This is a genomic window from Microbacterium sp. I2 (assembly GCF_051364985.1).
Taxonomy (GTDB): domain Bacteria; phylum Actinomycetota; class Actinomycetes; order Actinomycetales; family Microbacteriaceae; genus Microbacterium.
In genome coordinates this window covers 1-12,854 of the sequence record NZ_JBLWIH010000002.1, presented here as the reverse complement: position 1 = coordinate 12,854, position 12,854 = coordinate 1, and the positions used below count along the sequence as shown (strand labels likewise).

Annotated in this window: 16 protein-coding genes; 9 read left to right on the top strand and 7 right to left on the bottom strand. The window is 71.5% G+C overall.

The window, feature by feature from the left end; translation table 11 throughout:
* Nucleotides 1-15: 15 nt before the first annotated feature.
* Nucleotides 16-612 carry a rhomboid family intramembrane serine protease gene (locus ACLKM7_RS03630; protein WP_436445800.1) on the bottom strand — a complete coding sequence of 199 codons (597 nt, stop codon included), beginning with the start codon at nt 610-612 and terminating at the stop codon, nt 16-18.
* 78 nt (nt 613-690) lie between these two features.
* On the opposite strand from ACLKM7_RS03630, the gene ACLKM7_RS03625 reads away from it, so the two are divergent.
* From ACLKM7_RS03625 to ACLKM7_RS03605, 5 genes are all read left to right on the top strand, one after another.
* On the top strand, nt 691-1,581 hold the full coding sequence (locus ACLKM7_RS03625; RefSeq protein ID WP_436445799.1) for a DUF2510 domain-containing protein: 891 nt from the start codon (nt 691-693) through the stop codon (nt 1,579-1,581).
* 4 nt (nt 1,582-1,585) lie between these two features.
* Nucleotides 1,586-2,383 (top strand): sulfite exporter TauE/SafE family protein, encoded by a 798-nt coding sequence (locus tag ACLKM7_RS03620; RefSeq protein WP_436445798.1) that lies wholly within the window; start codon nt 1,586-1,588, stop codon nt 2,381-2,383.
* Nucleotides 2,384-2,417: 34 nt separating this feature from the next.
* A complete protein-coding gene (locus tag ACLKM7_RS03615) occupies nt 2,418-2,867 on the top strand; it encodes an FAS1-like dehydratase domain-containing protein (protein ID WP_436445797.1) in 450 nt (149 codons plus the stop codon).
* A 5-nt stretch (nt 2,868-2,872) separates the two neighbouring features.
* Entirely contained in the window at nt 2,873-3,292 is a 420-nt protein-coding gene (locus ACLKM7_RS03610) for a MaoC/PaaZ C-terminal domain-containing protein (protein WP_436445892.1), read from the top strand.
* Between the two features lie 132 nt (nt 3,293-3,424).
* Complete coding sequence (locus ACLKM7_RS03605; protein ID WP_436445891.1) at nt 3,425-4,492, top strand: UDP-N-acetylmuramate dehydrogenase; 1,068 nt, start codon at nt 3,425-3,427, stop codon at nt 4,490-4,492.
* Here the strand turns inward: ACLKM7_RS03605 and ACLKM7_RS03600 are convergent.
* From ACLKM7_RS03600 to mftE, 3 genes are all read right to left on the bottom strand, one after another.
* Nucleotides 4,489-4,623, bottom strand: a complete 135-nt coding sequence (locus ACLKM7_RS03600) for a hypothetical protein (RefSeq protein WP_436445796.1) — start codon at nt 4,621-4,623, stop codon at nt 4,489-4,491. The two genes, ACLKM7_RS03605 and ACLKM7_RS03600, sit on opposite strands and share 4 nt — an antisense overlap.
* Before the next feature lie 317 nt (nt 4,624-4,940).
* The gene (mftF, locus tag ACLKM7_RS03595) at nt 4,941-6,434 is read right to left on the bottom strand and encodes a mycofactocin biosynthesis glycosyltransferase MftF (protein WP_436445795.1); all 1,494 of its coding nucleotides are present in this window, start codon (nt 6,432-6,434) and stop codon (nt 4,941-4,943) included.
* Nucleotides 6,431-7,129 carry a mycofactocin biosynthesis peptidyl-dipeptidase MftE gene (gene mftE / locus ACLKM7_RS03590; protein WP_436445794.1) on the bottom strand — a complete coding sequence of 233 codons (699 nt, stop codon included), beginning with the start codon at nt 7,127-7,129 and terminating at the stop codon, nt 6,431-6,433. Before mftE ends, mftF begins: the two co-directional genes overlap by 4 nt.
* Nucleotides 7,130-7,215: 86 nt before the next feature.
* Here mftE and mftR point away from each other — a divergent pair, with 86 nt between their 5' ends.
* The 3 genes from mftR to ACLKM7_RS03575 all read left to right on the top strand — a co-directional run bounded on the left by mftR (nt 7,216) and on the right by ACLKM7_RS03575 (nt 10,339).
* Complete coding sequence (gene mftR, locus ACLKM7_RS03585) at nt 7,216-7,845, top strand: mycofactocin system transcriptional regulator (RefSeq protein WP_436445793.1); 630 nt, start codon at nt 7,216-7,218, stop codon at nt 7,843-7,845.
* Entirely contained in the window at nt 7,842-9,353 is a 1,512-nt protein-coding gene (locus tag ACLKM7_RS03580; RefSeq protein ID WP_436445792.1) for a GMC family oxidoreductase, read from the top strand. The genes mftR and ACLKM7_RS03580 overlap by 4 nt, the downstream gene beginning before the upstream one ends.
* A 131-nt stretch (nt 9,354-9,484) precedes the next feature.
* Complete coding sequence (locus ACLKM7_RS03575) at nt 9,485-10,339, top strand: CmcJ/NvfI family oxidoreductase (protein WP_436445791.1); 855 nt, start codon at nt 9,485-9,487, stop codon at nt 10,337-10,339.
* Between the two features lie 27 nt (nt 10,340-10,366).
* On the opposite strand, the gene ACLKM7_RS03570 is transcribed toward ACLKM7_RS03575, so the two are convergent.
* Nucleotides 10,367-11,203: an IclR family transcriptional regulator gene (locus ACLKM7_RS03570; protein ID WP_436445790.1), complete on the bottom strand. Its 837-nt coding sequence runs from the start codon at nt 11,201-11,203 to the stop codon at nt 10,367-10,369.
* Nucleotides 11,204-11,412: 209 nt separating this feature from the next.
* Here ACLKM7_RS03570 and ACLKM7_RS03565 point away from each other — a divergent pair, with 209 nt between their 5' ends.
* Entirely contained in the window at nt 11,413-11,655 is a 243-nt protein-coding gene (locus tag ACLKM7_RS03565; RefSeq protein WP_436445789.1) for a hypothetical protein, read from the top strand.
* A 9-nt stretch (nt 11,656-11,664) separates the two neighbouring features.
* On the opposite strand, the gene ACLKM7_RS03560 is transcribed toward ACLKM7_RS03565, so the two are convergent.
* Both ACLKM7_RS03560 and ACLKM7_RS03555 read right to left on the bottom strand, forming a co-directional pair.
* The gene (locus ACLKM7_RS03560; protein WP_436445788.1) at nt 11,665-12,582 is read right to left on the bottom strand and encodes an SDR family NAD(P)-dependent oxidoreductase; all 918 of its coding nucleotides are present in this window, start codon (nt 12,580-12,582) and stop codon (nt 11,665-11,667) included.
* A partial coding sequence (locus ACLKM7_RS03555) for a hypothetical protein (RefSeq protein ID WP_436445787.1) occupies nt 12,576-12,854 on the bottom strand: 279 nt, incomplete at its 5' end. The genes ACLKM7_RS03560 and ACLKM7_RS03555, both read right to left, overlap by 7 nt.

Genomic DNA, 12,854 nt, shown 5'->3' with positions numbered 1-12,854 from the left:
AGCGGTTGCACGGGCTCACTCCCGCCGGGGGCGCGTGATGATCGCGGCGACGGCCCCGCCGAGAGCGCCGAACAGGTGCGCCTGCCACGAGATGCCGTCGCCCGCGCCGAAGATCCCCGCGAGCATGCTGCCGCCGTAGAGCACCGCGACGCCGATCGCGATGAGGGCGTACAAGATGCCGTGACCCAGCGACCTCGCGACGAAAGCCCTCACGAGCAGGTAGCCGAAGTACCCGAAGACCAGTCCCGAGGCGCCCACCGTGACGGTGCCCGGAGGGTTGAAGACCCACGTGCCCAGGCCGCCGATCACCGCGACGATCGCCGTCACCGCCCAGAACCGGCCGATGCCGTCCAGCGCGACGAGCACGCCGAGGAGGACGAAGGGCACCGTGTTCGCCAGCAGGTGCGGCCACCCGGTGTGCAGGCCTGGTGACAGCACCACGCCGTCGAGCCCGTCGAGCGCCCAGGACTGGATGCCGTAGACGTGATTCCAGCTGCCGGGGAGCACCGCGTCGAGCAGCCGGACCAGCCACATCACGGCAAGGAGTATCAGTGGCTGGACGACGCGGGCGAGGTATCCGCTGCTGCGGCGGACCGGTGGAGGTGTCGTCATGTGCCCATCGTCGCATTCGGCCGCACCGGCGTGAGCGCCTGGAGTTGTGGCGCGGCCCCTCGCGGGTAGGGTTTGAGGATGAAGACGACTCCGCCCGGGTGGTACGACGACGGCCACGGCGCACTGCGTTGGTGGGACGGCGCGCAGTGGACGGAGCACGTCGCTCAGCCCGACGCCGAAGTCACCGACGCTCCGACCGAAGCCGAGATCGTGGCCGCGTCTCAGGCCGAGGCGGCACCGGGCGCCGCCGATTCCGACGCCGCTGCGGTCGCGGCGGTACCGGCCCCGGCGGCGATGCCGGAACAGCCGTCTGCGGGCGACCCCGCTGCGACGCTCTTCGGGGTGCAGAACGCCGCCGCCGGAGCGCCGGCCGCCGGCGGTTACCCGACCGTTCCCGGCTATCCGCCAGGCGCACCGTACGGCAGCCAGGATGCTCCGGGCGGGGCGTTCACCGCCGCCACCGAGCCGCGCAAGTCCAAGCTGTGGATCCTGTGGCTGGTGCTCGGCGTCGTACTTCTCGGCGTGGTGATCGCCGCCGCCGTGCTGATCCCCCTGCTGTTCCTCAACATGGCGACCTCGGGCGGCAACGGCGGCACAGCTGGTTCCGCCGACGAGCAGGCGGCCGTCGCGGCTGTCGAACTGTACGACGAGGCCTGGCAGGAAGCCGACTGCGACGCGTTCGCGACGTCGACGACCGAGCAGTTCCAGGCCGACAGCGGTTTCGCGGACTGCGCCGCATTCGTCGCCGAGGCGGAGCTGTTCGACGACAACTTCGACGAGTACGAGATCTCGATCGACGAGGTCGTGGCCTCCGACGGCGAGATCACGGTGACGACGACCGAGTCGTATGTCGTCGTCGTCGACACCGAGGGAAACCCCACCGATCCGACGCCCGGCGAGATCGTCTACTTCTACACGCTGGTCCCGGACGGCGGTGGCTGGGCGATCGACGGCGTGTCCGACGAGTAGACCCGTGCCCGACGTCGTGCGCCGTCCGCGGGACGCGCGCTTCATCCTCACCTGCGTCGGAGTAGGGCTGCTCGCCGGCCTGCTGTCGGGACTGTTCGGCGTCGGCGGCGGGACGGTGATCGTGCCGCTTCTCGTGCTGATCCTCAGCTTCGACCAGCGACTGGCCGCCGGAACGTCTCTCGCCGCGATCGTGCCGACCGCCGCGATCGGCGTGATCTCGTACGCCGTGCACGGCTCCGTCGCCTGGATCCCCGCACTGCTCCTCGCGGCGGGTGCGGTCGTGGGCGCCCAGATCGGCACGTGGATGCTGCCGCGGCTGTCGCTCACCGTGCTGCGCTGGGGCTTCGTGGGCTTCCTCGTCGCAGTGATCGTGAGCCTGTTCGTCGTCATCCCGTCGCGCGAGGCCGATCTCGCCCTCACCTGGTTGTCGGGCATCGCGCTGGTCGTGGTCGGCGTGGCCACCGGCATCCTGTCGGGTCTCATCGGTGTGGGCGGCGGAATCGTCGTCGTGCCCGTGCTCATGCTGCTGTTCGGAACCAGCGACCTCGTGGCCAAGGGCACGTCGCTCCTCATGATGATCCCGACCGCCGTGTCGGGCACGATCGGCAATCTGCGGCGTCACAACGTCGACCTGGGAGCCGCGGCCCTGGTGGGCGTCGCGGCGTGCACGACGACGGCGCTGGGCGCATGGATCGCGACCCTCGTCGACCCGTTCGTCGGCAACATGCTGTTCGCCGCCTACCTCGTCGTGATCGCGGTGCAGATGGGGCTGCGCGCCGCGCGCGGGCGCCGCTCTTCCTGACAGGAGGCAGAAGGGGCGCCGGTAGGATGGCCGGGTGCCAGTGAACCCCGAGCTCGTCGGACGCGCGTTCCCCCCGACGGCCCCCTACCTCGTGGGTCGCGAAAAGGTGCGCGAGTTCGCGCGCGCCGTCTTCGCCGACGACCCGCAGCACCTCGACCCGCAGGCCGCGCAGGCTCTCGGCTATGCCGACGTCGTCGCGCCGCCCACCTTCGCCATGGTGGTGCAGGATCAGACGCTGCAGCAGCTGCTGGCCGAACCGGACTCCGGCATCGAACTCTCGCGGGTGCTGCACGCCGAGCAGCGCTTCCGCTACACGCGGCCGATCGTCGCCGGCGACGAGCTCACCGCGACGCTGTCGGTCACGGGCATCCGCACGATGGGCGGCAACGCGATGGTCACGAGCGACGCCGAGATCACGGATGCCGCCGGCGCGCACGTCGTGACCGCGACATCCATCCTGCTCGTCGGGGAGGGCGACAAGTGAGCGCACTGACCGGGCTCGCCGTCGGCGACGTCGTCGCGGAACGCACGGTGCATCTGACCCGGGAGTCCCTCGTGCGCTACGCCGGGGCATCCGGCGATTTCAATCCCATCCACTACCGCGACGACATCGCCGCGGCCGTCGGCCTGCCCGGAGTGCTCGCGCACGGCATGCTCACGATGGGCCTCGCCGTCGGAACGATCCAGTCCTGGCTCGGCGACAGTGGGCTTCAGGACACCGGCCGCATCCTCGAGTACGGCGTGCGCTTCACCAAGCCGGTCGTCGTCGACCCGGAGACGGGAGCCGACGTCACCGTCGTCGCCAAGGTCGGCGCCGTCGACGAGGAGTCCGCGCGCATCGACCTGACCGTCTCGCACGACGGCACGACGGTGCTCGTCAAGGCGCAGGTGCGCGTGCGGACTATCTGACGGATGCCTGACGTTACTGGGCCCACGCGGCCGGAGGCTCCACACGACGCGTCAGCGGCGAGTGGAGGGGCCGTGGGGACCCTTCCGCTGGCGCAGCTGACCACGCTGCGCACCGGTGGTGCTCCCTCGCGCATGATCGATGCCTCGACGACCGAAGAGCTCGTCGAGGCGCTGCGCGACGTCTGGTCCACCGGCGACCCGTGGTTCGCCCTGGGCGGGGGATCGAACCTGTTCGTGGGCGACGAGCCGTTCGACGGCAGCGTCGTCCGGGTGCTCACACAGGGCATCGAACGGATGCCGTCGCCCGTGCCGGGCCGCGTCAGGCTGCGGGTGCAGGCGGGGCACGACTGGGATTCCCTCGTGGCGTATGCGGTCGGCGAGGGCCTCGGCGGCATCGAGGCGATGTCGGGCATACCGGGCACCGTCGGCGCTGCGCCGGTTCAGAACATCGGGGCATACGGCCAGGAGATCGTGCAGACGCTCGCCGAGGTCGAGCTCATCGACGAGTCCACCGGTGACGTTTCGACCGTGCCGGCGGCCGAGCTCGGCCTGGGCTTTCGCACGTCGGTGCTCAAGCACCATTACGGGTCGGTGCCGGCGCGCCGCGCAGTGATCCTCTCGGTGACGCTCGATCTCGCGGAGGTCGGCCCCGGCGGTCGCCGCATCGCGGGCGACCAGCTGCGCACGGCGCTGCGCCTCGCCCCCGACGACGAGGTGACGCTCGCGTGGGTGCGCGAGCGCATCCTCGAGACGCGCCGCAGCAAGGGCATGGTGCTCGATCCCGACGATCCCGACACGTACAGCGCGGGCTCGTTCTTCCAGAACGCCGTGGTGTCGGCATCCTTCGCCCGCACCCTGCCGGACGAATGCCCGCGGTGGCCGGTCGCCCCCGATCTCGACCCGGTGCTGGTGATCCCGCTGGCGGCGTTCGACGGGTACGTCCCGCCGCCGTCCTCCGTCGAGTCCGACGTCAAGGTCAGTGCGGCGTGGCTGATCGAGCACTCCGGCCTGCGCAAGGGCTTCAAGCTCCCGCGCTCGCGCGCCGCGCTGTCGAGCAAGCACGCGCTGGCCCTCACCAACCGCGGTGACGCGACCGCCGCCGAGCTGGCGGAGCTCGCCCGGTTCATCCAGGGGCGCGTGCAGTCCGAGTTCGGCCTGATCCTGCAGCCCGAGCCCGTGCTGGTGAACGTCGAGCTCTAGTCCCGCAACCGCCACTCGGCGTCGCGGTCGCCGCCCTCGTCTTCGCTCTCGAGCAAGCGTTCGCGGTGTGCGGGCGCCAGGTTCGCCAGTGCCGCGGCCAGCTCGGCCATGACATCCCATTGCCGTCCCATGAGGTCTCCCTTCGTTCGTCCTCACCTGGGCGACGAACGGGCGTGCAGCAGATCGACGATCTGCCGAAAGATGTTGAGAAACCACGCAGAGGTTGAGAAACCACGCCCAGCGTGGTGTCTCAACCTGCGCGTGGTGTCTCAACCTGCGCGTGGTTTCTCAGCCCGCGGGCCGCGGCGGGGTGCCGGCCATCGCGGTGCCGCGCGTCGTGCCCTCGCCGTCGTCGTTGTCGAGGTTGAGAAACCACGGAGAGGTTGAGACACCGTGAAAGCCGGGGTTTGTGAACCTCCGTGTGGTTTTTGAACCTGCGGGTGGTTTCTCAGCGCGGGGCGGGCGGTGGGGGCTCGGCGCCGTCACGCACGCCAGGCCGAGCCGTGCGGGGATGCGGAGCCGGGGTCAGTTCGATCCGCAGGGCGCGGAAGTCGCCCCGGCGAAGGCAACCCCACCAGACGCCGGTCCCATAGGCCAGGTCGTCCAGGCGCCGGGCCACAGCGAAGCGCACGAGGTCGAGGTCAGCGCGCAGCCGGCGATGCTCGACGACGGCGTCGACCACCGCCATGGTGCCGATGATCCACCGCGCACGGCGTGAGACCACAGCGGCTACGGCGGCCACCGGCCACCAGTGACGGAGTGCGAGCGCAGAGGTCTGCGTGAGTGCGGCCAGCACACCGCCGCCCGCCAGGCGCAGCGGCAGGGTGCGCGAGCCTTCACCGGTGCGCAGCCGACGCGAAAGCCGCCACGCGGTGGCGAGGGTGACCGCGAGTGCGGCGGGGACCGACCACCATCGTGCACACAGCAGCAGCGCCACGACGCCGGCCGACCACGGGCGCAGGATGGCAGGCGGGATGGCTTCGGGGTGACGCGCAGCGAGGCGAGCCGCGCCGGTGCCGTAGAACAGCTTGCGGGCGAACCACGGCCGCACATGAGCGCGATGTTCGTGCGCGACCGTGACGGCCGGGTCGTAGCGCACGCGCCAGCCCGCTTCGGTGAGTCGCCACACCAGGTCGACGTCCTCGGCGACGCGCATGCCGTCGGTGAAACCTCCGGCCAGCGCGTCCGTACGGGCCACGAGGCACGTGCTCGAGAGCCACGACACCGGCGAACGGGGCCGCACGAGCGCCGGCCGTCGCCCGAGATCCACCGAGGACCGCGCGTTCTCATACTGCTCGATCCAGGTGCCGCGGCGGGGGATCCCGGCGATGCGCGGGCCGACGACGGCCAGCGCGGGATCGCCGAAGTGCCGCAGCATCCGCTCCACGTCGTCGGGGGCGAGGGTGACGTCCGAGTCGACGAACGCGACGAACGGTGTGGTGACGACGGCCAGGCCGCGATTGCGCGCGGTCGCCGGTCCGGCGTTCTCGTCCAGGCGCAGCAGCTGCGCTCCGCCTCGCGCGACGACCTCGTGCAGCGCTCGCGCGTCGCGCGCCGGAGTGCCGTCGTCCACGACCACGACACGCAGGCCTGCGAGCCCGTCGAGCAGCCGAGCGAGTTCGGCGGGCCGGCCGTACACGGGGACGACGACGGTCACGAGGTCGCGGCCGATCGCCGGCAACGACGCCGGATCCGGGTGCGCGATGCCCGCGTCGACCAGTCGCGCCGCCAGCCGCATCGACGCAGGATCGGATGCCTCGACCCGGCCGTCCCTGATCAACTCGGCCGCCTGCCGGCTCAGTCGCATGACCCGCGTCGGCGCCCCGCCCACCAGGACTCGGCCGCGGTCATAGCGCCAGACATCCGCGCCCACGATCGCCACCGTCCCGACGGGGAGCTCCTCGGCCGGGGGGCTCGGCAGTTCCGGCTGGGCGGCGGTCACGGGTGCCCCGGGGCCGGCGCACGGAGAGCGGCGGCGAGCTCGTCTGCCATGCGGTCCAGCAGCGTGGCGCCTTCTGCCGCCGACGCCCCTCGCGGATCGCCCAGCACCCCGTTGGGCGCGAGCGGACGCAGGCCGTGCTCGCGCAGTCGCGGCAGCAGGTCGCCGACCGGTTCGACGTTGCCGGGCTCGGCCCTCTCCATCGCCACGCGGTGGGGGGCGAGGTGCAGCAGAAGGCTCGTCTCGCCTCGGCCCGCGTGGGCGTCGCCGTGGCGGCACGGCTGCCACGAGGCATCCGTCCCCTCCTCGCGCAACACGTGAACCGCTGTGGTCAGCGCGTCGACGTTGCCGCCGTGGCCGTTGAGGAAGACGAGTCGCGCCGCCCATTGCCGCGCCGAGCGTCCCACCTCGATCAGCACCTGGGTGAGCGCCTCGGTTCCGATCGACACGGTGCCGGCGAAGGCCTGATGCTCGCCGCTGGAGCCGTACGCGATGGCCGGCGCGACCCGCACATCGCTGCCCGATCGACGCGCAACACCCTCGGCGACCGCGACGGCGATGACGGTGTCGGTGTCGAGCGGCAGGTGCGGACCGTGCTGCTCGGTCGAGCCGACCGGGATGAGGAGCGTCAGCCTCTCGGGGATGGCCGGCCACGGCGCGTCGGCGAGAAACGGCGTCGACGCCGGGGAGGAATGCATGGGCTACTGTCCTCCTTGAGAGTCGCCGCGCGTTTCCGGTGTGCGAGGAGTTTACTGGCATCGAGTGCCATAGAGAAAGGATGCCCGTGGTCGTTCCGGCGCCCGCCGCACCGCGTTCGCGTGGTCGCGCGCGGTCGACGTCGAAGGACGAGCTCGGCCGCATCGGCCTCGATCTGTTCATCCAGAACGGCTTCGACGCCGTCACCGTCGACGACATCGCGGCGGCCGCGGGTATCGGGCGCCGCACGTTCTTCCGCTACTTCCCGTCGAAGAACGACGTCGCCTGGGGGGACTTCGAACGGCTGCTCGAGGGGTTCCGCGGCGCGCTGGCAGAGACCCCCGCAGACGTGCCGCCGATCGAGGCGATCCGCACTGCCGTGCGCCGATTCAACGATGTGCCCGGCGACGAGGTCGAGCGCCACCGGCATCGCATGCGCATCCTGCTCGGCACCCCGGAACTGATCGCCCACTCGACCGTGCGCTACGCGGAGTGGCGAGCGGTCATCGCCGATTTCATCGCACGGCGGCGCGATGTGCCGCCGCATTCGGCGCTGCCGCAGGCGGTCTCGTGGGCATGCCTGGGCATCTCGCTCGCGGCATACGAACAGTGGCTCTCCTCGGACGAGGACCTGCTCGACCTCATCGACGTCTCTTTCGCCGGGCTGCGCGACGTGTTCTCGGACGTCGCGCTCACCGGCGGCTCGCCGGCCGCATGACGCCGCGTCGCATCGTCGTGGCCGGGGCCGGAGGCTCCGGCATCCCGCTCGCGGCGCGCCTGGCGGAGCAGGGGCACGAGGTGGTCCTCCTCGAGGCGGGTCCACCCGGCGCGGCATCCGGCGACCTCGCCGCTGCGCACGGACTGGAGCACGCCTGGACCGTCAGCGAGGGTCTTCCCGACGGGGCGCTGACGTGGACGTACGATGCCGAGCTCTTCGCCGGCAGGCCATGGCGCATCGCGCGCGGGCGCCTTCTCGGCGGCAGCACTTCGGTCAACGGCGCGTACTTCCAGCGCCCGCACCCCGACGACTTCGCGGGGTGGGCGGCCGTCGCCGGCGCGGAGTGGAGCTACGACGCCTGCCTCCCGGCGCTGCGCAGGCTCGAGAACGATCGCGACTTCGGCGATGACCCCGTGCACGGCGCCGGAGGCCCGGTGCCGGTGGCACGCGCCGGAGCCTCCGACCGGGTGACGCGGGCGTTCCTGGCCGCCGCGGCGGAGGCGGGGGCCCACCCAGAAGCCGACAAGAACGGCGGCGGACCGTCGGGCGCGGGGCTGCTGCCCCGCAACGCGGTCGGAGCGGCCCGCTGGGGCGTCGCACGGGCGTACGCGGGGCTGCTGGCCGCCGCATCCGTCGAGGTCCACGCCGGCGTGGCCGTCGAGCGAATCGTGTTCCGGGGCAGCGCTGCGATCGGTGTCGAGGTCACACGCGCGGGGGAGACGTCGTTCCTCGCTGCCGACGAGGTGATCGTCAGCGCCGGCGCGATCGAGACGCCACGGCTGCTGCAGAGATCGGGGATCGGGGATGCCTCCGCCCTGCCTGCGGACACGAAGCTCGTCGCCGAGCGGCCCGGCGTCGGCCGCGGTCTGTCGGACCACCCCGCCCTCGACATCGCGTGGGAGCCGCGTCCTGGCGTGCTGTCGCGCGATCTGGATGCGGCCTGGACCGCGGCATGGAATGCGCCGGCAGGAGAGGTGGCCGACGCCGCCGTCGAACTGCTGCTGGCAGCCAAGCCGACCGCCGCGATACTGAGCGGCCGGGCCGCCGCGGCCGGGCCGCTCGACCTGCGGATCACGCTGGCCACGCCGCATTCGCGCGGGGCCGTCACTGCCGGGATGATCCGGTACGACTATCTCGCACGCCCCGAAGACCTCGCCGCACTGCGGTCCGCGACCCGGCTGGCGGCGATTCTGCTGCGGTCGGAGCCGATGCGCCAGGTGGTGGCATCCGCCGCCGTCCCCGCGTGGGTCGACGCGCCCGCGTCCGAAGAAGCCGCGGAGGAGTGGATCCGCGGCGCGCTCGGCACGGCGCTGCATTCGTGCGGCACCGCCCGCATGGGCGACGAGGACGCCCCGGATGCCGTGACCGACGCGCATGGCCGCGTGCACGGTGCGACCGGCCTGCGCGTCGCCGACGCGTCACTGCTGCCGGCGGTGCCGTCGCGGGGCACCGCGCTGGCCGCGGTGCTCATCGGCGAACGCATCGCCGAGCTGATCGCCTCGGAGTGAGCGGAACCGGGGTTCCGCCGGGCGGAATCGAGGCTCGCACCGGTGCGCGGCGTCAATACGCTGGCCGCGTGAATTGAGGATCGCCCGCCGCACGGACCGCCCGCGCGCCGCGGCGACCGGGGAGGACGAGCGTGGCGATCGACGAGCTCGGCACCGTGCCCGCCGTGTGGGGCGTCATGAACTACCTGTCGGAGGAGTCGACGGTCCTGCGCCGGTTCACGGCGCCGGGTGCGAGCATCAACACCGGACTCTACGACTCGTACGCGGTCCAGGTGTACGACGCCCGCGCCGTGCACCGTCCCTTCACCCTCGAGCGCAACGGCTTCGAACTGGTCCACCGGCCAAGTCGCGTGCGGGACTTCACCGACCGCGACGAGCTCGCCCGGGTGTACGACGCCGAGATCGAGGAGTTCGTGCGCCTGCGCCTCGGCGCCGATCGAGTCGCGCTGCTGGGCGCCACGCTTCGCCGGGCGGCCGACCCTGCAGGCCACGACTCGCAGCCCGCGGCCGGCCTCGTGCACATCGACTTCTCGCCGGAGGGAGCTGCCGCCCATGCCGCCGAGACCTATGCGCGGCACTTCCCGGACGGGCCGGGGTATTCGCGTGCGGTCAGCACGAGCTGCTGGCGCGTGTTCAGCCCGCCGCCCCAGGACTGGCCTCTCGCGGTGTGCGACTTCCGCAGTCTCGGCGATGACGAAGGACGGCCCAACACGCTGTACTTCGTCGATACGATCCCACCCGACCCGTTCGGCCCGATCGCCGGGTCGCCTCGTACGCTCAGCGGGTCGGAGTTCCACTACCGGGCGTCGCACCGCTGGTACTTCTACCCCGACATGACGCGAGACGAGCTGCTGCTGTTCGTGCTGCACGACTCCGACCACTCGCGGCCGTGGCGCGTCATGCACTCGGCCTTCCTCGACGCCGAAGCGCAGGCGGTGACGCCGCGGCACAGCGTCGAATACCGCACGGTCGCGTACTTCCGTTAGCCCTTGGCGCAGCCGGGACGGCCCGCCTCAGCCTGCGGCGCTCGCCCCGCTCGGGGTCCGTCGCGCCGACGGCGCACCCAGCGCGCGAGAGATGGCGCGGGCCGTCGTCGTGAGCGCGGGCAGCGCGGCGCCCGGCGTCCAGTTCTCGCGGTGCAGCGTCACGCCTACCGCGGCGATGACGCGGTCGCGCGGCCCACGGATGGCGACGGCCACGGCGATGGCGTTGTGCGTGATCGACTCGTCGGCCACGGCAACCCCGGTGCGGCGCACATCGGAGAGCACGCGGCGCAGTTCATAAGGGTCGGTGACGGTCTTCTTCGTGTACTTCTGCAGCGGAAGCGCGAGCACTTCCTCCTGGAACTGCGGCGCGGCGTGCGCCAGCAGCACCTGGCCCGTACCGGTGGCGTGCAGCGGCCACCGGCCGCCGAGGCGGCTGAGGACCCGCGCGCCGCCGCGCGCCCGCAGCGACTCCACGTAAACGGTGTCGTGGCCGTCGCGCACCGCCAGGTGCACGTTGGCGTTCATCGCCGCCTGCAGGTCGCCCAGATGCGGGAGTGCGACCTCGCGCAGATGCATGCCCTGCGGTTCGAGGCAGCCCAGTTCGAGCACGCGCATGCCGATCGCATAGCGGCCCTCGACGGAGCGCTCGAGCGCGCCCCACTCGCGGAGCTCGCCCACGAGTCGATGCGCGGTGCTCAGACTGAGCCCCGCGCGTCTGCTGATCTCGCTCAGCGTGAGGACGAGGTGGTCCTCGTCGAACGCCTCGAGGATCGCCAGCACGCGTTGGGCGGCGGTCATCTGGCCGCTGTGCGCCGAGCGGCGCGAGCGGGCTGAGGGTGCGGACTGAATGGGATTAATGGTCATCGTCGACCAACCTCCGGAAACGTCGTCGTCGCTCAGGGTGGGGAAGTGCCCCTCATCATGGAGCATTTCCCTATGACGATAGTCATGCCATTCCGCCAGGCGGAACGACGGCGACCGCTCGTGGTGACCCGGCTCCGGCATCCGTCGTCACCTTCCGCCAGGTGGGATGACATTTCGGTGCTCGCGGAAACGATGTCTACGATCTCGACATGACCATCGACCGAGGACAGCTCGACGAGTTCCGCAAGACCCTCGAGGCCGACGACTACCACCTGTCGGTCGAGCTCGTCGACGACCGGGCGCTCGCCCGCATCGAAGCGGGTCCCGCGGCGTGCGCGGAATGCCTGGTCCCCAAGGACTTCATGCGTCAGATGCTCTCGCCGATGCTCGGCGTGGGCGCGGACCGCATCGAGATCACGTATCCGGTCGAGGTGCACACCTCGGGAGTCTGATCTGCGGCGTCACACCACCGGGGCGGGCGTCGTCGGCGCGGGGAGCCGGTTCTCGGCCGAGTACACCGGAGACGACAGCAGGAACGGGATCGCGGCACGGCGCGGCTCGTCGATCGGCTCTTGCGGGAACGCGGCCTCGATCGTCGCGTGACGGTCGGCCACGCCCTCACGGAACTCGGGGTGCGTGAGGATGAACATGTCGCCCCGACGGATGCCGGCCAGCACGCGCTCGCCCGCCTCTTCGGCGCTCATGTACGGCTGGTGCCGCGCGGCCTCGGTGAACTCCCGGGGCGGCGGGGTGTACCCCGACTGCCCGTACTGCTCAGGACGGTTCGCGACAGCGGTCGCGATGTTGCTGTGTGTCGGTCCAGGGCAGTACGCCGCCACCGAGATGCCCTCGGGGAGCAGTTCGATGTGCAGCGCCTCCGACAGCCCGATCACGGCCGCCTTCGTCATCGAGTACAGCCCGGCGACGATCGGCATGAGACCCGCCATCGAGGAGGTGTTCACGACGGCGCCGCCCTCGCCGTGCGCGCGGATCTTCGGCACGAAAGCCTGGATGCCGTTGCCGACGCCCTTGATGTTGACGTCGATCACCCAGTCCCAATCGCTGGGCGTGGCGTTCATGACCGGCCCGGTCAGGCCGATCCCGGCATTGTTGACGAGCACGTCGATCCGACCGAAGCGCCGCTCCACCTCGTCGGCCGCTGCCCGCATCGCCGACAGGTCGGTGACGTCCACCTGCATCGTCTCGACCGCGAGGCCGCGCTCGGCGAAGATCGACGCGGTCTCGTCCAGATGTGCGCCGGTGCGCCCGGTCACGACGACCGTCATCCCAGCCCGGGCGAGGGCCAACGCGATGCCCCGTCCGATTCCGCTCGACCCGCCGGTCACGACGGCGACCTTGCCTGCGACATCCTTCAACATGCGCTCTCCTTCGTGCTCTGGTGGGCCCAGTCAACGACACGGCGCGGGCACTTTCCGCTTTCCTTCCATGCGGCGAAAGCCTGCTGGTCACACGCGGCGCGCGGGCGACACGGTAGAGGAAGACCGCAGCCGGCGTCGTCGCCGGCGGCTGACAGCGCAGTCCTCAGCGAAAGGCAGTCCATGAGCACGACGACCAGCGTGGCCGACAGCGCCGCCCCCGCTCGCTCCTCCGCGACGACGACCAGGGCGGTCGTGTGCCGGGCGCCCGGCAC

What these genes read in the sequence shown, in the direction of transcription:
- ACLKM7_RS03630 (WP_436445800.1), bottom strand. Translation starts at nt 612, where the DNA reads ATGACGACACCTCCACCGGTCCGCCGCAGCAGCGGATACCTCGCCCGC.
- ACLKM7_RS03600 (WP_436445796.1), bottom strand. Translation starts at nt 4,623, where the DNA reads ATGGGACGGCAATGGGATGTCATGGCCGAGCTGGCCGCGGCACTGGCG.
- ACLKM7_RS03570 (WP_436445790.1), bottom strand. Translation starts at nt 11,203, where the DNA reads ATGACCATTAATCCCATTCAGTCCGCACCCTCAGCCCGCTCGCGCCGC.
- ACLKM7_RS03560 (WP_436445788.1), bottom strand. Translation starts at nt 12,582, where the DNA reads ATGTTGAAGGATGTCGCAGGCAAGGTCGCCGTCGTGACCGGCGGGTCG.
- ACLKM7_RS03605 (WP_436445891.1), top strand. Translation starts at nt 3,425, where the DNA reads ATGATCGATGCCTCGACGACCGAAGAGCTCGTCGAGGCGCTGCGCGAC.
- ACLKM7_RS03580 (WP_436445792.1), top strand. Translation starts at nt 7,842, where the DNA reads ATGACGCCGCGTCGCATCGTCGTGGCCGGGGCCGGAGGCTCCGGCATC.
- ACLKM7_RS03625 (WP_436445799.1), top strand. Translation starts at nt 691, where the DNA reads ATGAAGACGACTCCGCCCGGGTGGTACGACGACGGCCACGGCGCACTG.
- mftE (WP_436445794.1), bottom strand. Translation starts at nt 7,129, where the DNA reads ATGCATTCCTCCCCGGCGTCGACGCCGTTTCTCGCCGACGCGCCGTGG.
- ACLKM7_RS03565 (WP_436445789.1), top strand. Translation starts at nt 11,413, where the DNA reads ATGACCATCGACCGAGGACAGCTCGACGAGTTCCGCAAGACCCTCGAG.